The following is an 18,056-nucleotide window of genomic DNA, read 5'->3' as shown; positions in this document are numbered from 1 at the left end:
CCCTGTCGACCGCCCCCGCTGTGCTGCGGAGACGGCGAAGCGCACAGGTTAGGCCTGTGACGTGCGGCTTTACCGGGGTCGACGGACGCCTGTGGCAGGACCGTGACAATCTCGGAGCGGGTACGGGCCAGGGCGGCGGATGCTCCGGCCTGCTGCACCGGCACATCCCCTCCCCCCGCCTCGGAGGAAACCGCCCCGCCCCCTGCCCGGCTGTCGCACGGGAAGCGGTCGACCGGGGCCGACTAGTGCGCCGGCGCCTGGGGAAGCCACGCGGGGAGGGCTTCGGTACGCGCCAGCCAGGCTGCCGGCAGCACCTCCTCACCGCGCCCGCCGAGCACCCCGCCGACGATCGCGCAGGTCGTGTCGACGTCCCCGCCCACCTGCGCGGTGGTCCAGAACGCCTGCTCGAAGTCGTGCAGCGAGCGCGCCGCCGACCAGAGGGCGAACGGCACGGTGTCGTGCGCGCTGGTGCGGCGCCCGCAGCCCAGGACGGCAGCCACCGTCGTCGCGTCGCCATAGTCCAGCATGTCCCGCGCCCGCCGCAGCCCGGCACCGACGGCGCTGCGCGGCACCAGGGCGATGACGTTGTCCAGCAGGTCGGCGGCGGTCGGCGGGCCCAGCGGATCCGCGGCCAGTGCGGCTGCCGCGGCTACGGCCATCGCCCCGCACACCGCCTCGCGGTGCTGGTGGGTGGTGTAGGCGGAGATCTCCGCCTGGTGGGTCGCCTGCTCCGGGTCGTCGGCGTACCAGGCGCCCAGGGGCGCGATGCGCATGGCCGCGCCGTTGCCCCACGAGCCCTGCCCGTTGAAGAGGGCGGCGGCGAGGGTCCGCCAGTCCTCGCCCTCCCGGATCAGGCGCAGCATCCGGTTCACCGCGGGACCGTAACCGCGGTCGAAGTCGTGGTGGTGGGCGAAGGAGTTGGCGAGGGCGTCCTGGTCGATGCGGCCGTGTTCGGCGAGGACCGCGACCACGGAGCAGGCCATCTCGGTGTCGTCGGTCCACTGCCAGGACCCGGTGCCGGCGGGCAGTTCCCGGCGCTTGAGCAGGGGGTAGTTGACGGGGACGAAGTACTGGGAGCCCAGGGAGTCCCCCAGAGCCAGCCCACGGAGGCTGGCCATGGCGCGTACGAGGCGCCGTTCGGAAGAGGAGTCAGCGGTCATCGCGCGTCACTTTAGCCGTCCAGGTCATAAGGCTCGGGTGTGGTCCACCGCTCAAACGGGCGGTCCAGGCGGTAGCGGCCGCCGGGGCCCAGCATGAGCACCCGGTGGTCGCCGTTGCCGGGATTGGAGAGGCATTCGAATTCGGCCACCGACCAGTGGAACCAGCGCATGCAGAACAGCCGCATGGTCAGCCCGTGCGTCACCAGGAGCACGTTGGGCGGGTGGTCGGGGGCCTCGAAGCTGCGGTAGAGGCTTTCCAGGAAGGAACCGACGCGATCGTAGACGTCCGCTCCGGACTCGCCCTGCGCGAAGCGGTAGAAGAAGTGGCCGTACGCGTCCCGGTAGGCCTTCTGCAGGCGGACGTCCTCGCGGTCCTGCCAGTTTCCCCAGTCCTGCTCGCGCAGCCGCGGCTCCTCGCGCACCCGGACCTGCGCCGGGTCCAGCTTCAGGTCCCGGAAGGTCTGCAGGGTCCGGCGGTACGGGGACACGTACGCGCTGACGCGCTCGTCGCCGAAGAGCTCGCGCAGCCGCGCACCGGCCTCCGTGGCCTGCTGGTGTCCCAGCGCGGTCATCCGGAGGGCGTGGTCGGGCTCCCGCTCGTACACGGTGTCGTCGACGTTGCCCTCGGATTCCCCGTGCCGGACGAGGACGATGCGCCGTGGTCTTGCCATTCCTCGACCCTATGCGGCCTGCGGCGCGCCCGACACCCGGGCGCGCCGGTCCACCCGTCCGATCTTCGTACGGTCATACGGTCCAGGACGCTTCGAGGTCGACGACGTCTCCGGTGAGCGCCTCGACGTCGGCCTCGGTCTGGGCGCGCAGGGAGAGTCGTTCGACCCTCTCCTGGCGGTACTTGCCGTGCTCGGCGGCCGCCTGCCACATCGACAGCACCAGGAACTCACGGCCCGGGGCCTCCCCGAACAGACCGCGGATCATTCCGGGGGACCCGGCCATGGCCGGATTCCACACCTTCTCCTGCATGAGCGCGAAGTGGTCCACGCGGCCCTCGCGCACCCGGGTGTGGGCCACGCGGACGACGTCGGCATCGGTGAAGCGCGGCTCGAAGCCGGTCTTCACGTCGAAGCGGTAGTCGAAGAGGCTGACCCGCGCATTGGTGTACGTGCCGGTCTGGGCCGCGGCCAGGCGGTCGTGCGAGCGGGCCATGAACGAGTCGTAGAAGGAACGGCTCTCCCAGAACGCGAAAACATGCGCGACCCCCTGCCTCCCCCGGCTCCAACCGCCGCCCTGTCCCCGGAATCCCGGCTCCCCCGGCAGCCCCGCCCATTTGCGCTGCCCGCGCTCGAACCCGCGTCGGTCCGTCACCGTGCAGCGAATCCACTTGACCAGCACGGCGTCATGGTACGGGCCCGGCGCGGCCCGGGTCAGTCCCCGGCGCGGTTCACCCGGTCCAGCTCCTCCACATCTCGCTCACCGAGACGAAGTCCGAACTCGCGGTCGAGTACGGCGGGCAGTTCGTCGGGGGAAACGGACCGGCGTTCGCTGCTCCCGTCCGGGTGGAGGCGGGTGAGTTCCCGCCCGACGAGCGCGGTGCGGACGGCGTTGCCCGGCTTCTGCACGATGAGCTGTCCGACGAACGCGGACCGGGGGTGGGTGGAGCTGTAGTGGTTCAACAGGACGTAGTCGACGGGGTGGTAGCGCTGCGGGGAGAAGGCGTACAGATCGCGCCAGGTGTCCCCGCGCAGCAGGGACAGGGCGAGGATGCCGTCCTCCTCCTCACGGACGCCATAGGTCCAGTCACCTTGCGGCACCTCGACTCCGGGCCGTGCCAGCGGGACCGGTTCGAGCGGGCCCTGATGGCCGAACCCGACGTCGCACAGCCAGGGTTGATCCTCGACGGTGACGACGAGGACGGCGTGCGTCACCGGGAGGAGGACATCGCCACGGGTGCGGTTGCGGGCGCCGCGCCCGGACACCTCGAAGCCGATCCGCTCCAGGGCAGCGGCCAGCAGCGAGTTCTGCTCGTAGCAGTAGCCGCCGCGGCGGCCGTGAACGAGCTTGTCCTCGATGGCCTTGACGTCCAGCTCGACGGGACGGCCGAACAGCACGTCCAGGCTCTCGAAGGCTATGGCACCGGTGTGGGCCCGGTGCACTGCGTACAACGTCGCGAGGTCGGGCCGGAGTTCCCCGTCTTGCGCGACGGGTCCGTCGTATCCGATCCGCGCGAGGTACGCCCCGAGATCCAGCCGGTCACCACTCCACATGATGCTCCCCCGTTTCCGGCCTCGCGGCCCCGAAAAGTCCGTGGCGCCCGTGCGCCGCGCTCGCACAATGATCAGCATGACGGCCCTGCACACCAACCCCCTCTTCGCCCGCCTCGCCGACGCCGAGAACGTCCTGGTCGCCGGAGCCGGCGGGGGCTTCGACGTCTATTCGGGACTTCCGATCGCCCTTTCGCTCCTCCACCAGGGCAAGCGCGTCCATCTGGCCAACCTGTCCTTCAGTGCGCTCGCCGGACTGCCCCTCGATTCCTGGGTCGCGCCGGACGTCGCGGCCATCACCCCCGACACCGCGCCCCACCAGGCCTACTTCCCGGAGCGGACCCTGGCCCGGTGGCTGGCACTGCACGGCTATCCGGCCACCGTCCACGCCTTCCCCCAGCTCGGGGTGCAGCCCCTGCGCGCCGCCTACCGGACGCTGATCGACCGGCTCGGCATCGATGCGGTCGTCCTCGTCGACGGCGGCACGGACATCCTGATGCGGGGGGACGAGGCCGGACTGGGCACCCCGGAGGAGGACCTGGCCAGCGTCGCGGCGCTGGCCGCGCTGGACGGCGTTGCGGAAAGGCTCGTGGTGTCGGTCGGCTTCGGCGTGGACGCCTACCACGGGGTGAGCCACGCCCTGGTCCTGGAGAACATCGCGGCGCTGGACCGCGACGGAGCGTACCTGGGCGCGTTCTCGATCCCGCGGGCCACCCGTGAGGGCGCCCTCTACCTGGACGCGGTGGCCCACGCCCAGGACCAGACCCCCGACCGCCCGAGCATCGTGAACGGGTCGATCGCGGCGGCCGTGCGCGGTGATTTCGGCGACGTGCGCTTCACGGACCGGACCAGGAACAGCGAGCTGTTCGTCAATCCGCTGATGTCGCTGTGCTTCGTCTTCGACCTGCCGGGCCTGGCGGCCCGCTGCCTCTACCTGGACCGGATCGAGGACACCCAGCTGATCCGACAGGTCAGCTCGCGGATCGCCGAGTTCCGCGACGAGATCACCACCCGCCCCGCCCGCCGCATCCCCCACTGACGGGGATCCACGAAGGGGACCGGCCTCTGGCCGGTCCCCTTCGTGAGCTGCTGGTCAGCTACCCGCGCGGAACTGCGTCGGACGGTGCATCCGACGCGGTTCCGCCCGGTATCAGCTGCAGCCGCTGGTGGAGCCGCAGCCCTCGCAGATGTAGCAGGAGCCGGCGCGCTGCATCTTCGTACCGCAGGAGAAGCAGAGCGGGGCGTCGGCGGAGACGCCGAGCTGCATCTCGACCAGCTCGGCGCTGGAGTGGGCCGTCTTCGGCGCCGGGACGGTCACGGCCTGCGCCTTCGGGGCCGCGGGAACGGACGCCAGCGGGGCGGACTGGGCCAGGGACTCCGTGTCGATCTCCTCCTCGAGGGGCTCGTACGAGCCGGTCTCCAGGTGGCGCTGGCGCTCCTCGGCGGTGTGGATGCCGAGGGCGGAGCGGGTCTCGAACGGCAGGAAGTCGAGGGCCAGGCGGCGGAAGATGTAGTCGACGATCGACTGCGCCATCCGCACGTCCGGGTCGTCCGTCATGCCGGCGGGCTCGAAGCGCATGTTGGTGAACTTCGAGACGTAGGTCTCCAGCGGGACGCCGTACTGCAGGCCGACCGAGACGGCGATGGAGAAGGCGTCCATCATGCCCGCGAGGGTGGAGCCCTGCTTGGACATCTTCAGGAAGACCTCGCCCAGGCCGTCGTCGGGGTAGGAGTTGGCGGTCATGTAGCCCTCGGCGCCACCGACCGTGAAGGAGGTGGTGATGCCCGGGCGGCCCTTGGGCAGGCGCTTGCGGACCGGGCGGTACTCGATGACCTTCTCGACCGCGGCGCGGATGGTGTCCTCGGCCTTCTCGGTGACCTCGACCTTCTCCTGCTCCTTCTTCTTGGCGGAGAGGGGCTGGCCGACCTTGCAGTTGTCGCGGTAGATCGCGAGGGCCTTGACGCCGAGCTTCCAGGCCTCGAAGTAGATCTCCTCGACCTCCTCGACGGTGGCCGTCTCCGGCATGTTGACCGTCTTGGAGATGGCGCCGGAGATCCACGGCTGGATCGCGGCCATCATGCGGACGTGGCCCATCGGGGAGATGGCGCGCTCGCCCATGGCGCAGTCGAAGACCTCGTAGTGCTCGGTCTTCAGACCGGGGGCGTCGATCACGTTGCCGTGCTCGGCGATGTGGGCGACGATCGCCTCGATCTGCTCCTCCTGGTAACCCAGGCGGCGCAGGGCCTGCGGGACGGTGCCGTTGACGATCTGCATGGAGCCGCCGCCGACGAGCTTCTTGAACTTGACCAGGGCCAGGTCCGGCTCGACACCGGTGGTGTCGCAGGACATCGCGAGACCGATGGTGCCGGTCGGCGCGAGGACGGAGGCCTGGGAGTTGCGGAAGCCGTTCTTCTCGCCGAGGCGCAGGACGTCCTGCCAGGCCTCGGTGGCCGCGGCCCAGATCGCGTTGTCGAGGTCCTCGGTGCGCGGCGCGGCGGTGTTGGCGTCCGCGTGCTGCTTCATGACGCGCTTGTGGGCGTCGGCGTTGCGGGCGTAGCCGTCGTACGGGCCGACGATGGCGGCCAGCTCGGCGGAGCGCTTGTACGCGGTGCCGGTCATCAGCGAGGTGATGGAGGCGGCGAGCGTGCGGCCGCCGTCCGAGTCGTACGCGTGGCCGGTCGCCATCAGCAGGGCGCCGAGGTTGGCGTAGCCGATGCCGAGCTGGCGGTAGGCGCGGGTGTTCTCGCCGATCTTCTGCGTCGGGAAGTCCGCGAAGCAGATGGAGATGTCCATCGCGGTGATGACGAGCTCGACGACCTTGGCGAAGCGGGCGGCGTCGAAGGACTGGTTGCCCTTGCCGTCGTCGTTCAGGAACTTCATCAGGTTCAGCGAGGCGAGGTTGCAGGACGTGTTGTCCAGGTGCATGTACTCGCTGCACGGGTTCGACGCGGTGATGCGGCCGGACTCGGGGCAGGTGTGCCAGCGGTTGATCACACCGTCGTACTGGATGCCGGGGTCGGCACAGGCCCACGCCGCCTCGGCGAGCTTGCGGAAGAGCGCCTTGGCGTCGATCTTCTCGATGACCTCGCCGGTCATACGGGCGCGCAGGCCGAACTCGGTGCCGTTCTCGACGGCCGCCATGAACTCGTCGTTCACGCGGACGGAGTTGTTGGCGTTCTGGTACTGGACGGACGTGATGTCGTCGCCGCCCAGGTCCATGTCGAAGCCCGCGTCGCGCAGGGCGCGGATCTTCTCCTCTTCCTTCACCTTGGTGGCGATGAAGTCCTCGACGTCGGGGTGGTCCACGTCCAGGACGACCATCTTGGCCGCGCGGCGGGTGGCGCCGCCCGACTTGATCGTTCCGGCGGACGCGTCGGCGCCGCGCATGAAGGAGACCGGGCCGGAGGCGTTGCCGCCGGAGGAGAGGAGTTCCTTGGAGGAGCGGATGCGGGAGAGGTTCAGGCCGGCACCGGAGCCGCCCTTGAAGATCATGCCCTCTTCCTTGTACCAGTCGAGGATCGACTCCATGGAGTCGTCGACGGACAGGATGAAGCAGGCGGAGACCTGCTGCGGCTGGGGCGTGCCGACGTTGAACCACACCGGGGAGTTGAAGCTGAAGATCTGGTGCAGGAGGGCGTAGGTCAGCTCGTGCTCGAAGATCTCCGCGTCGGCGGGGGACGCGAAGTAGCCGTAGTCCTCGCCGGCCTTCGTGTACGTCTTGACGATGCGGTCGATGAGCTGCTTCAGGCCGGTCTCACGCTGCGGGGTGCCGACGGCGCCGCGGAAGTACTTGCTGGTGACGATGTTGACCGCGTTCACCGACCAGAAGTCGGGGAACTCGACGCCGCGCTGCTCGAAGTTGACCGAGCCGTCGCGCCAGTTGGTCATGACGACGTCACGGAGCTCCCAGCTCACCTCGTCGTACGGGTGCACGCCCGGGGTGGTGTGGATGCGCTCGATCCGCAGGCCGCCCTTGGTCGCCTTGGTCCCCTTGGTGCGGGAACCACGTGCCGAGCTGCTCGCCGTCTCTGTCATGCCGCCTGCCTCCCATATGCGGGCAAAAACGCCCTAAAGTGCCAGCGATATTCCGCGGCACAGTGCTGTGTCTTGTTACGTTTCTTCGCTCCCGGCTACGCCGGGAGTTCCCCGGCTACCACCGGGGAAAGGCGCCAGGCCGAACAGACGGACCGCGCCGGGCGCGCGGCCGTCCAATCAGTCGGTGGCGGAGGCGGGCACGGGGACCGGGACGGCCCCTGCGGACTCGCACTCTTCGGAGCGAGGCCGCCGGTCGCGCAGTTCGGCGATGGCGGTCTCGAAGTCTTCAAGGGTGTCGAACGCTTTGTACACGGACGCGAACCGCAGGTACGCGACCAGATCGAGCTCCTGGAGCGGGCCGAGTATGGCCAGACCCACGTCGTGGGTGGTCAGCTCGGCGCTGCCGGTGGCGCGCACCGCTTCCTCGACCCGCTGGCCGAGCTTGGCGAGGGCGTCCTCGGTGACGGGCCGCCCCTGGCACGCCTTGCGCACGCCGGAGATGACCTTGGTGCGACTGAAGGGTTCGGTGACGCCGCTGCGCTTGATCACCATCAGCGAGGCCGTCTCCACCGTCGTGAAACGACGGGAGCAGTCCGGGCACTGACGGCGTCTACGGATCGACGTGCCGTCGTCGGTGGTGCGGCTGTCGACGACGCGGCTGTCGGGGTGCCTGCAGAAGGGGCAGTGCATGGATCCTTCACCCTCCCTCTCGGCACGACTGAATCGCCCCGCCCACCCCTGGACGACAGGGGCTCGCCCTCTGGGGGCTCGCGGAGCAGCCACAAGCATATGCGATTCCGGAGGCCTCGTGAGCCCGCTGAAACACAAGTTGTGGGTGAGCTGGCTCATCCGACCACTAGATATGGGGTTGCGGCGGATTGACTCCACTACCGCGTGTCGCGGGCCGATGACCAGGTGGAAGGGGTGCACGGTGCCACACTGACCAGGGACCGGAAGGTGCCGATCCGCGCGGGAAGGGTACCGTGAACAGCGGACGCGGAACCGAACCCGCGTTCGGTGGAGCGTCCACCTCCACGCATTTGCCATACACCTCCGGATGTGGCCACGGCGGGCGATCTGCGATTTTTCACTCGAACGTGTGTTTGGCGCAACCTTTCGAAAGCAACTACCGTTGTCCAGCTAGGGAGAACATTTCGAGAGGGGCCGCCGACGTGACCACGACCGCAGACAGTGCCGCCATCACTGCCCAGAACCGCTCCCAGAGCCGACTCGACCCGGTGCACGCCATGAACGAAGCAAGCCTGAACCCGGAGGCGGAGTCCGTCCGGCCCGCACGCTCGCTGCCAGGGCGCCCCCCAGGCATCCGCGCCGACAGCTCCGGGCTCACGGACCGGCAGCGGCGGGTCATCGAAGTCATCCGCGACTCCGTGCAGCGGCGGGGCTACCCGCCGTCGATGCGGGAGATCGGCCAGGCAGTGGGCCTGTCCAGCACCTCGTCCGTCGCCCACCAGCTGATGGCCCTGGAGCGCAAGGGGTTCCTGCGCCGCGACCCGCACCGGCCCCGGGCGTACGAGGTCCGCGCCTCCGACCAGCCCAGCTCGCAGCCCACCGACACCACCGGCAAGCCCGCCGCCTCGTACGTTCCCCTGGTCGGACGGATCGCGGCCGGCGGCCCGATCCTCGCCGAGGAGTCGGTGGAGGACGTGTTCCCCCTCCCCCGCCAGCTCGTCGGGGACGGTGAGCTGTTCGTCCTCAAGGTCGTCGGCGACTCGATGATCGAAGCCGCCATCTGCGACGGCGACTGGGTCACCGTCCGCCGCCAGCCGGTCGCCGAGAACGGCGACATCGTCGCCGCGATGCTCGACGGCGAGGCCACGGTCAAGCGGTTCAAGCGCGAGGACGGCCATGTCTGGCTCCTCCCGCACAACGCGGCGTACCAGCCGATCCCCGGCGACGAGGCCACCATCCTCGGCAAGGTCGTCGCCGTCCTGCGCCGGGTCTGAGCCCCCCGCGCCCCCTGTCCAGCTCCGGGACTCACTGCGCCGGTCCCGGAGCTGTCTCGCATCCCTTGCCGGGAGCTGTCTCGGACCCCTTGCCGGGAGCTGTCTCGGACCCCTTGCCGGCGCAGAGCCTTCGGACGCGCTGCGCTTGCAGCCGCCGAGCTCACGGCCGTCGACACCCCGACCCTCGGCCCGATTCGAGTTCGTTTCGGGTTCGGGTGGGGCGCCGACGGCTTCGTCGTGTCCGGCCGCTTCGCCGCCCCCTCCGTCGGGCGGCCGTCGTCTACTTCCCGTCCGCCTTGGCGGCCGCGTCGATGGCTGCCAGGGAGCGGCGGACCTGGTTGCGGTCCGTGGTGTACCAGAAATCCGGCAGCGAGGCCTTCAAAAAGCTGCCGTAGCGGGCCGTGGCCAGCCGGGGGTCCAGGACCGCGACGATGCCCCGGTCACCGGACGCCCGCACGAGCCGGCCCGCGCCCTGGGCCATCAGCAGCGCGGCGTGGGTGGCGGCGACCGCCATGAACCCGTTGCCCCCGTGCTCCTCGACCGACTTCTGCCGGGCGCTCATCAGCGGGTCGTCGGGGCGCGGGAACGGAATCCGATCCATGATCACGAGCTGGCAGCTCGGGCCGGGCACGTCCACGCCCTGCCACAGGGACAGCGTCCCGAACAGGCAGGTCTTCGGGTCGGCGGCGAACGTCTTGATCAGCTCGCCCAGGGTTTCCTCTCCCTGCAGCAGGATCGGGTGGTCGAGCCGGCCGCGGAGCTCCTCGGCGGCCGCCTTGGCGCCGCGCATGGAGGAGAACAGGCCGAGGGTGCGGCCGCCGGCCGCCTCGATCAGCTCGGCCAACTCGTCCATCATGTCGCCGCGGGTGCCCTCGCGGCCGGGCGTCGCCAGGTGCTTGGCCACGTAGAGGATGCCCTGCTTCGGGTAGTCGAACGGCGAGCCGACGTCCAGACCCTTCCAGACCGGAGCATCGTCGCCCTCCACGCCCTCGGGGGACAGCCCGAGGGAGGCCGCGACCCCGTTGAAGTCCCCGCCGAGCTTGAGGGTCGCGGAGGTCAGGACCACGGAGCGGTCCTCGAACAACTTCTCGCGCAGCAGCCCGGAGACCGACATGGGGGCCACGCGGAGGGTGGCGCCGAAGCGGTCGTGGCGCTCGTACCAGACGACGTCGTACTCGGAGCCGGCGATGATCCGCTCCGCCACCGCGTGGACGTTCTCCACGGAGGCGAGGGCCTGCTTGCGGACCGCGTCCTCGTCGTGGACGGACTTGTCCCTGGTCGCTCCGATCGCGGAGATCACGTTGCGCGCGGCGTCCCGCAGGGCGGTCAGCGCGTATCCGAGGTCCTCCGGGATCTCCTCCAGCCGGCCGGGGAGGGCCAGCTCCATGACCCGCTCGAAGGTCTCCGAAGCGGTCTGCAGGGAATCGGCGGTCTTCTCGTCGACCAGCTTCGCGGCACGCTTCACGGCGCGGTTGACCTGGCCGGGAGTGAGCTCGCCGGTGGCGACCCCGGTCACGCGGGAGACCAGCTCGTGGGCCTCGTCCACGATCAGCACCTCGTGCTGCGGCAGGACGGGGGCGCCCTCGATCGCGTCGATGGCCAGCAGCGCGTGGTTGGTGACCACCACGTCGGCGAGCTTGGCCCGCTCGCGGGCGGCCTCGGCGAAGCACTCGGCGCCGTACGCGCACTTCGACGCCCCGAGGCACTCGCGGGAGGAGACCGAGACCTGGCTCCATGCACGGTCGGAGACGCCGGGCGTCAGGTCGTCGCGGTCGCCCGTCTCCGTCTCGTCGGCCCAGTCGCGCAGGCGCAGCAGGTCCTGTCCGAGCTTGCTGGTGGGGGCGGCGGCCTCGAACTGATCGAAGAGGCCCTCCTCCTCGTCCTGCGGCGCGCCCTCGTGCAGCCGGTGCAGGCACAGGTAGTTGGAGCGGCCCTTGAGCATGGCGAACTGGGGGCGGCGGCGCAGCTGCGGGTGCAGCGCCTCCACCGTCCGCGGCAGATCGCGCTCGACCAGCTGCCGCTGGAGCGCCAGGGTGGCCGTGGCGACGACCACGCGCTCGCCGTGAGCGAGGGCCGGCACCAGATAGCCGAGGGACTTGCCGGTGCCGGTGCCGGCCTGGATGAGCCGGTGCGTGTTGTCGTCGATCGCTTCGGCGACGGCTTCGGCCATGGCGACCTGGCCGGGCCGCTCCGTGCCGCCGACGGCGGAGACGGCGGCGTGCAGCAGGTCGGTGAGGGAGGGCTTCGTCATAGCACCTACCACCCTACGGGGCGCCACCGACAGTGACGGCCACGGCGAGGACGCATGGCCGATACAAGGGCCTGCCGGATCCACGGGGCGGCGGGATGGCAGAGGACGCGGCGGTGAACGTCGGGGGCGAAGGTCGGGGGCTGGTGAGCGGCTTCCTCACTCTCTCGGGTGAACCTCCGACCCACGGGAACCTTGCTGCGCAGCGCAGAGTTTTTCGGGGTGAAAGGACTGCAGAGGAGCACGAGGGCGCCGCTAGATGAGGTTGCGCAGCGCCCGCTCCCGGATCATCAGGACGGCGCGCTTCCCAGGGAGGTCGATCTCGGTGGAACAGCGGAAACCGGAGGCCAGGAAGGCCGACACGGAGGGGGTGCTGCGAACGTCCGGTTCGGCGATGACGCGGGTGCATCGCGGGCGGTTGTCGAGCACCCAGTTGGCGACGGCGCGCAGGAGGGTCGCTCCCAGACCGCGGCCGCGGTTCGTGCCGTCCCCGATGAGCAGGTGGATACCCGTGTCGTGAGAGCGCGCCCGGTAGTGGCGAGCGAGCGGGGCGAGGTCGGCCCGGTAGACCTCCCAGTAGCTCATCGGTACATCGTCGAGGTAGCCGATGCAAGGGGTGCTGCTCCCGTCGCCGTCGAGCTGGGCCCGCAGATGTGCGGCAGTGACGGAGGTGGGCCCGGCGAGCGCCCAGTGGGCGGCGGCCTCGGGGTCGTTCATCCACCGGGTGAGCAGCTCCAGGTCACTACCGAGGCGGACGGATTCCAGGCGGAAGGCCCCCGCCGGCGTGGTGACGCTGCCCCATCCGGTCGGGGAGTCGAGCAGCTCGGCTTCAGCGAGCAACGGCAGCCGCCGCACCGCGAAGCGGGAGGCGGCGGAGTGCGCGGTGGTGGTGGGCCCGGCGAGGACGGGCGTTTCGGTTCGGGCGTCGGCTCGGGTTTCGGTTCGGGTTTCGGTGGAGGCCATTGGGCTCAATCGTGGAGGGGGTTGGTGATGGTGACGTAGACGGAACGGGAGTCGATGGGGCCGACGAGCTCGTCGAGGTTGCCCCGGCGGGTCAGCAGGTTCGCCTCACAGCGCAGGGTGGGTGAGTCGAGCAGCCGCGCGGGCAGCGGGCCGAGGCCGGAGGCCTTCCCCAGGAAGCGGCGGAAAGCGGCCAGCAGGACGCGTTCGTCGGCGAGCCCCTGGGAGCCGAAGGCCCCGATCAGGCCGAGCACGTTGTCGATGCCCAAGCACTGGGTGAAGCGTTCGTCGGCGACGGCGTCGGAGACGAAGGTGTCGCCGCCGGTGCCGATGCCGGGGACCCGGCGTTCGAGTTCGGCGCGGCGGGAGGCGCGGAAGCAGTAGCCCTGGTTGCCGCGGTAGCGGCCGCCGGCGGGCCAGCCGGCCGGGTCGAGCCGGACCAGCGTGTTCTGCCGGTGCGCTTCGAGGACGATGCCGGCGAGCGCGTCGAAGGAGAGGACGGGCAGGACGACGTGGTCGAGGTAGCGCAGGAACCACTCTGTGGCGACGGCGGAGTTCGGGCGTCCGGTGGCGGCGGCGAGGCGGGAGACGGTCTCGACGAGCCGTGACCGCATGGTGGTCCGGCCCGGCCAGGGGCGGGGCGCGGTGAGAGCGGCGACGGACAGCACGTCGTCACGGGAGCGGAAGGGGTTGTGGCGCAGTACGACGTCGAGTCCGGGGACGGGGCTGCCGTCCGGGGCGTCGACGGCGGCCCAGGCGGGATCGCGCACGATGTCGAAGCCGGGGTGGGTCACCCGCCACTGTTCCGTGAGGCCGGTGCGGAGCAGCCGGTGCACCTCGATGCCGCGGCGGAACTCCTTCCGGGGGTTCTCCCGGCGGGAGTTGGCGATGCGCAGGCCCAGGGAGAGCTTGAGCATCGCGGGGGCGCCGGGGCGGTGGACGGTGCGGAGGGAGGAGGTGGCGTACCAGGGCTCGCCGTGCGGGCCGAGGTCGTGCAGGAGCCCTGCGTCGCGGAGGGCGGCGACGGCTGGGCGCTGGAGCAGGTCGCGGGCCTGCCAGGGGTGGACGGGAAGGGGGGTCGTGCCGTCGGGCAGCGGGAGTCCGGCGGCGAGCCGGCCGAGGAGCCGGGCCGCGGTCACCGGGCGGCCGCGCTCGGTCCAGGCGGAGTCGGTGGCAAGGACGGCGGGGGCTACGGCGAACCAGTGCAGGGGGAAGGAGCCGTGCAGTTCGGGTGAGTAGCGGCGCGCTTCGGTTTCGGAGAGTCCGTCGCGGCTGTTCGGATCGGGTTGGAGGGGGTGGCCGAGGAGGAGGGACTGTTCGGCGGTGAGGAAGAGGTCACCGGCGACGGGGGCGGGCGGAGTGGGCCGTGCGCGCCGGTCGGCGATGAACTCCGCGGTCCAGCGCACCGAGTCGGCGACCCGGCGGACGAGGTCGGTGCCGCCCCGGCCGAAGGGGCCGACGGGACTGCCCTCGCGGGAGATGAGCGAGGCGAGGGTGACGGCGTCCAACGCCGGGGCGTGGGCGGGGGCGCCTTCGAGCCGGGCGGGCGCGAAGCGGTGCCAGCCGGAAGGGGACCAGTAGCGGACGGCGACGAGCAGAGCGGTGCCGGACGCGGGAAGGGGGATGCGCAACAGGGTGCCGGCGGGCCCGTCGGGGCGGCCGATGCCGTTCTCGCGGACCCAGCAGCGCAAGAGGTTCTCCACCGTCGCGGCCTCGGCGGCGGTGGCCGGGTCGGGGTGGTCCAGCAGGTCGGGCAGCATCAGGGGTTCGGGCACGGCCGGGCCCGCGGAGCCCCCGCGGGTGCGGAACACGCCGTGGTTCTGGCGGGGGACCCAGGCCCCGGCGGAGGCCCCGGCGGCCGGGAGCCGCGGCGGAGTCGGCGGGTGCGGGCCGGCCGCGCCGCCCCCGGTGGAACTGCCACTGCCTGCGCCGCCCGAGCCGCTGCCTGCGCCGTCGCTCGGCCGGGTAGAACCACCGCGCCCCGACTGCGGACGGGGCGGCGGGGCCGGATCCGGGTAGGCCTGCGGGGCGGGTCGCGGGCGGGTCTGCGGCGTCGGCTGCGGGTGGGCGGAGGGGGCCGGGTCCGGGCAAGACTGCGAGGCCGGCTGCGGGTGGGCCTGGGGCGCCGGCTGCGGGCGGGCAAGTGGGGCCGGATCTGGGGAGGCCTGGGGCGTCGGCTGCGGGTGGGCGAGAGAGGCCGGGTCCGGGGATGCCTGGGGCGCCGGCTGCGGGCAGGGCTGCGGCGCCGGCTGGCGGCGGGTGAGTGGGGCTGGATCCGGTGCGGGGTTTCCGGTGCCGGCCTCGGCCCTGGCGCCGGCCGTCGGCCCCGTAGCCCGGCCGGTTGGCGGAGCCTCGGTCGCTACCGGGCGCTGGGGCTCGGGAGGTGGGGCGCCGGGCCCGGACGCCGGCGGACCCGCGGTCGGAACCTCCTGCGCCGGGGTCCCTGAGCCAGCGGAGCCTGGTGTGGCTGCTGCCCGGGCTGCTGCGCCATGCAGCTCGGTTGACGTGCCTGCAGGGCTGGCCTGCGCGCCGTGCTGCGCCGGTTCATGGCACCCCGGCTCCGCGCCTGGGACTGCCGAAGCCGCGGTCCGGGGCGCGGCGGGTGCAGGGTGGCGCGCCTGGTCGGCCGCTGGTGCACCTGACGCTCCCGTCGGACGTTCCGGCCCGCTGCCCGATCCGGCGGAGCTGGCCGGGCCGTCCTGCGGGGCTCCTCCGGGCCGGTGGGGTGCTCCGGGCGCGGGCATGTGCCCGGCGAAGGTGCGGGACGGGGTGGCAAGGGGGTGGTGCCCGCGCTCTCCCGCTGCGGCAACCGGGTTCGCGGTATCCACGGGATGTCCGGCGTCAGGGGGCCGGGCCGCGTGGATGGAGGGCGGATGATCGGAGCCGTGGGCCGGGGTTCCGGTGCTGGCGGACTCGCCTCGGCCGTCCAACGGGACGTCTGCTGGCGGGTGCGGGTGTGGCGCTCCCGGTCCGGAGCCCTGCGCGGCGGGCGGGTAGGCCGGTCGGGCAACCGGAGGGCGCTCCGTGGATGCGGGGTGCGAGGTCCGGGCCGGGGACCCCGCCCCTGCCGACTCGGCCACCGCCGTGTGTTCCCGGGCCGCCGCCTGGGTGAGCTGCCCGGGTTGCCCCGCGCCCCCGGCGACGGTTGGCCGGCGCTCCGGGCCCACGAGCGGCACGTGCGGGAGCGCCGGTGTGGCGCTCGGATCCGCCGGGTCGTCTGCCGGTTTCGACTGCCCGACCGCCGGATGGTGCTGCTGCCCAAGCTGCCTGGGGTCCCTGTCGGACGTGGACTCCGGCGCAGGCTCGGCGGGCGGGAGGTGTGGGGCCGGGGCCGCCGGGCTCGGCCCGGTCGGCTCGGTCGGCTCGAACGCCGGGGTGGTGTGCGGGAGGTATGAGGTTCCGGCCGTAGGGCTCGGCGCGGTCGGCTTGGACGCCGGGGCGGGCTGGTGGGCGGTCGGGAGGTGCGGTGTGTGCTGGCCAGCGCCTCGCGCCGACCGCTCCGGCGTGGAGCCCGACTTGGTCGCCTTGGGTGGCTGCGTGGGCTGTTGGGGGGTTGGCAGGTGTTCGGTGGGCTGGCCAATGCCGCGCGCGGGGGATCCGCCCGGGCCGGGGTCCGGGGTGCTCAGGTGGGTGGTTGGCAGGGGCGGGCGGACGGGAGTGGAGTCCCGTTGGGGTGGCTCCGGCGCTGGGACGGGCTGCGCGGCACTTGGCGCGGGCTGGACGGAGGGTGGCGCAGCCAGGTGGCCTAGCGGCAGCAGGGGCGGGCGGACGGGAGTGGAGTCCTGTCCGGGGGGCTCCGGCGCTGGGACGGGCTGCGCGGCAGTTGGCGCGGGCTGGACGGAGGGTGGCGCGGCCCGGTGGGTTAGGGGCGGGCGGTCGGGCGTGGGGGCCGGTTTGGGGGGCTCCGGGGCTGGCGCGGGCTGGGTGGTGGGGGCCGGCGCGAAGGGGTGGGTGGCGGGCTGCAGGGGTGGGTGGCCGGGGGCGGGATTGGGTTCGGTGGGCTGCGCGGGAGTTGGCGGTGGGGCGGCGTCTCGTACGGCCTGTTGGGCGGTGGGCGGCTGACCGGGAGTGGGATCGGATCCGGTGGGTTCCGGAGGAGCCGGGGTGGGGTCGGGCACGGGGGTCCTTCGGGGTCAGTGGGGGCGGCGGGATGCGGCGGCGGGGATCGCGTCGGCGAGGCGGTCGAGGACGGCTCCGGCCTGCTCGTCGGTGAGGGTCAGCGGCGGCAGGAGCCGCACCACGCCGGAGTGGCGGCCGCCGAGGTCGACGATCAGGCCTCGCCTGAGGCACTCCTGCCGGACGGCCGCGGCGAAGTCGGGGGCGGCGGCGCGGGTTTCCGGGTCGACGAGTTCGACGCCGATCATCAGGCCGCGGCCGCGGACGTCCCCGACGCACGGGTGGTCGGCGGCGAGGCCGCGCAGGGCGGTCAGCATCCGTGCGCCGAGGGCCCCGGCGCGCTCGGCCAGACCGTTCCGGCGTACGAAGGCCAGGGTGGCCGTGCCGGCGGCCATGGCCAGCTGGTTGCCGCGGAAGGTCGCGGCGTGGGCGCCGGGCGCCCAGACGTCCAGGCCGGAGCGGTACACGAGCACCGCGAGCGGAAGGCTGCCGCCGATCGCCTTGGACATGACCATCACGTCCGGGACGACCCCCGCGTGGTCGACGCCCCAGAAGGCCCCGGTCCGGCCGACACCGGTGTGCACCTCGTCCGCGATCAGCGGGATCCCCCGCGCCTCGGTGATCTCGCGCATGCGGCGCAGCCAGGGGTCCGGGGCCGGCAGGACGCCGCCCTCGCCCTGCACCGGCTCGACGATCATCCCGGCCGGGGCGGGGACCCCGCCCTTGGGGTCGTCCAGCAGGCTCTCGGTCCAGCGGGCGGCGAGCCGGGCCCCCTCGGCGCCTCCGACGCCGAACGGGCAGCGGAATTCCTGGGGGTACGGGAGCCGGGTCACCGGCGCGTCGGGGGCCCTGCTGGTGGTGCCGTGGTCGGCTCCGGTGAACGCGAGCAGCCCGGAGCGTCCGGTCGCGGTGCGGACCAGCTTGAGCGCGGCCTCGACGGCGTCCACGGCGGTGGGCCCGCAGAACTGGATGCGGGCGTCGGCGGCCAGTTCGGCGGGCAGGGTGGCGAACAGCTCGCTGGTGAAGGCGTCCTTGACCGGGGTCGCCAGGTCCGGCACGTGCAGCGGGGCACCGGAGTCGAGGACGCCCCGGATGGCTTCGAGGACCACCGGGTGGTTGTGGCCGAGGGCGAGGCTGCCCGCGCCGGACAGGCAGTCGAGGTAGCGGCGTCCGTCGGCGCCTTCGATGGTGAGGCCGCGGGCGCGGACCGGGACGACCGGCAGGGAGTGCGCGTACGTCCGGGCGGCCGACTCCCGTACCGCCTGGCGTCGCAGGATGCCCTCGGCCGCCTCCGCACCACCGCCACCACCGCCACTGCGACGCCCCGCTCCCCCTCGTTCCGGGACCTGCACC

At 72.4% G+C, this 18,056-nt stretch carries 12 protein-coding genes; 2 read left to right on the top strand and 10 right to left on the bottom strand.

Annotated elements, in window-relative coordinates:
* Nucleotides 1-242: 242 nt before the first annotated feature.
* The 4 genes from ACZ4VL_RS26755 to ACZ4VL_RS26740 all read right to left on the bottom strand — a co-directional run bounded on the left by ACZ4VL_RS26755 (nt 243) and on the right by ACZ4VL_RS26740 (nt 3,382).
* Nucleotides 243-1,160 (bottom strand): ADP-ribosylglycohydrolase family protein, encoded by a 918-nt coding sequence (locus ACZ4VL_RS26755; RefSeq protein WP_468204682.1) that lies wholly within the window; start codon nt 1,158-1,160, stop codon nt 243-245.
* A gap of 11 nt (nt 1,161-1,171) precedes the next feature.
* On the bottom strand, nt 1,172-1,831 hold the full coding sequence (locus ACZ4VL_RS26750; RefSeq protein ID WP_361093916.1) for a histidine phosphatase family protein: 660 nt from the start codon (nt 1,829-1,831) through the stop codon (nt 1,172-1,174).
* A gap of 73 nt (nt 1,832-1,904) precedes the next feature.
* Nucleotides 1,905-2,510 carry a YdbC family protein gene (locus tag ACZ4VL_RS26745; protein ID WP_468204680.1) on the bottom strand — a complete coding sequence of 202 codons (606 nt, stop codon included), beginning with the start codon at nt 2,508-2,510 and terminating at the stop codon, nt 1,905-1,907.
* Between the two features lie 32 nt (nt 2,511-2,542).
* A complete protein-coding gene (locus tag ACZ4VL_RS26740) occupies nt 2,543-3,382 on the bottom strand; it encodes an arylamine N-acetyltransferase family protein (protein WP_468204678.1) in 840 nt (279 codons plus the stop codon).
* 76 nt (nt 3,383-3,458) lie between these two features.
* On the opposite strand from ACZ4VL_RS26740, the gene ACZ4VL_RS26735 reads away from it, so the two are divergent.
* Nucleotides 3,459-4,418 (top strand): DUF1152 domain-containing protein, encoded by a 960-nt coding sequence (locus ACZ4VL_RS26735; protein ID WP_468204676.1) that lies wholly within the window; start codon nt 3,459-3,461, stop codon nt 4,416-4,418.
* A gap of 111 nt (nt 4,419-4,529) precedes the next feature.
* Here ACZ4VL_RS26735 and ACZ4VL_RS26730 read toward each other — a convergent pair whose 3' ends face one another.
* Together ACZ4VL_RS26730 and nrdR are read right to left on the bottom strand one after the other, a co-directional pair.
* Nucleotides 4,530-7,415, bottom strand: a complete 2,886-nt coding sequence (locus ACZ4VL_RS26730) for a vitamin B12-dependent ribonucleotide reductase (RefSeq protein WP_468204674.1) — start codon at nt 7,413-7,415, stop codon at nt 4,530-4,532.
* A gap of 177 nt (nt 7,416-7,592) precedes the next feature.
* The gene (nrdR, locus tag ACZ4VL_RS26725) at nt 7,593-8,105 is read right to left on the bottom strand and encodes a transcriptional regulator NrdR (RefSeq protein WP_385844016.1); all 513 of its coding nucleotides are present in this window, start codon (nt 8,103-8,105) and stop codon (nt 7,593-7,595) included.
* 482 nt (nt 8,106-8,587) lie between these two features.
* Here nrdR and lexA point away from each other — a divergent pair, with 482 nt between their 5' ends.
* Nucleotides 8,588-9,379 (top strand): transcriptional repressor LexA, encoded by a 792-nt coding sequence (gene lexA, locus ACZ4VL_RS26720; protein ID WP_179174036.1) that lies wholly within the window; start codon nt 8,588-8,590, stop codon nt 9,377-9,379.
* Nucleotides 9,380-9,659: 280 nt separating this feature from the next.
* Here lexA and ACZ4VL_RS26715 read toward each other — a convergent pair whose 3' ends face one another.
* The 4 genes from ACZ4VL_RS26715 to ACZ4VL_RS26700 form a co-directional block, all read right to left on the bottom strand.
* Nucleotides 9,660-11,630: an ATP-dependent DNA helicase gene (locus ACZ4VL_RS26715; RefSeq protein WP_468204671.1), complete on the bottom strand. Its 1,971-nt coding sequence runs from the start codon at nt 11,628-11,630 to the stop codon at nt 9,660-9,662.
* A 252-nt stretch (nt 11,631-11,882) separates the two neighbouring features.
* Nucleotides 11,883-12,590: a GNAT family N-acetyltransferase gene (locus ACZ4VL_RS26710; RefSeq protein ID WP_468204670.1), complete on the bottom strand. Its 708-nt coding sequence runs from the start codon at nt 12,588-12,590 to the stop codon at nt 11,883-11,885.
* 5 nt (nt 12,591-12,595) lie between these two features.
* On the bottom strand, nt 12,596-14,347 hold the full coding sequence (locus tag ACZ4VL_RS26705; RefSeq protein WP_468204711.1) for an IucA/IucC family protein: 1,752 nt from the start codon (nt 14,345-14,347) through the stop codon (nt 12,596-12,598).
* Between the two features lie 2,373 nt (nt 14,348-16,720).
* The gene (locus ACZ4VL_RS26700; protein WP_468204709.1) at nt 16,721-17,980 is read right to left on the bottom strand and encodes a diaminobutyrate--2-oxoglutarate transaminase family protein; all 1,260 of its coding nucleotides are present in this window, start codon (nt 17,978-17,980) and stop codon (nt 16,721-16,723) included.
* Nucleotides 17,981-18,056: the final 76 nt, after the last annotated feature.

This window comes from Streptomyces sp. NPDC029014, from assembly GCF_055564695.1.
The sequence above is the reverse complement of the archived record's forward strand: the minus strand, read 5'-3'. Positions and strand labels throughout refer to the sequence as shown.

Coding starts and splice junctions, on each gene's coding strand:
- ACZ4VL_RS26710 (WP_468204670.1), bottom strand. CDS start 12,590: ATGGCCTCCACCGAAACCCGAACCGAAACCCGAGCCGACGCCCGAACC.
- ACZ4VL_RS26750 (WP_361093916.1), bottom strand. CDS start 1,831: ATGGCAAGACCACGGCGCATCGTCCTCGTCCGGCACGGGGAATCCGAG.
- nrdR (WP_385844016.1), bottom strand. CDS start 8,105: ATGCACTGCCCCTTCTGCAGGCACCCCGACAGCCGCGTCGTCGACAGC.
- ACZ4VL_RS26730 (WP_468204674.1), bottom strand. CDS start 7,415: ATGACAGAGACGGCGAGCAGCTCGGCACGTGGTTCCCGCACCAAGGGG.
- ACZ4VL_RS26740 (WP_468204678.1), bottom strand. CDS start 3,382: ATGTGGAGTGGTGACCGGCTGGATCTCGGGGCGTACCTCGCGCGGATC.
- ACZ4VL_RS26755 (WP_468204682.1), bottom strand. CDS start 1,160: ATGACCGCTGACTCCTCTTCCGAACGGCGCCTCGTACGCGCCATGGCC.
- ACZ4VL_RS26715 (WP_468204671.1), bottom strand. CDS start 11,630: ATGACGAAGCCCTCCCTCACCGACCTGCTGCACGCCGCCGTCTCCGCC.
- ACZ4VL_RS26705 (WP_468204711.1), bottom strand. CDS start 14,347: ATGCTGCCCGACCTGCTGGACCACCCCGACCCGGCCACCGCCGCCGAG.
- ACZ4VL_RS26735 (WP_468204676.1), top strand. CDS start 3,459: ATGACGGCCCTGCACACCAACCCCCTCTTCGCCCGCCTCGCCGACGCC.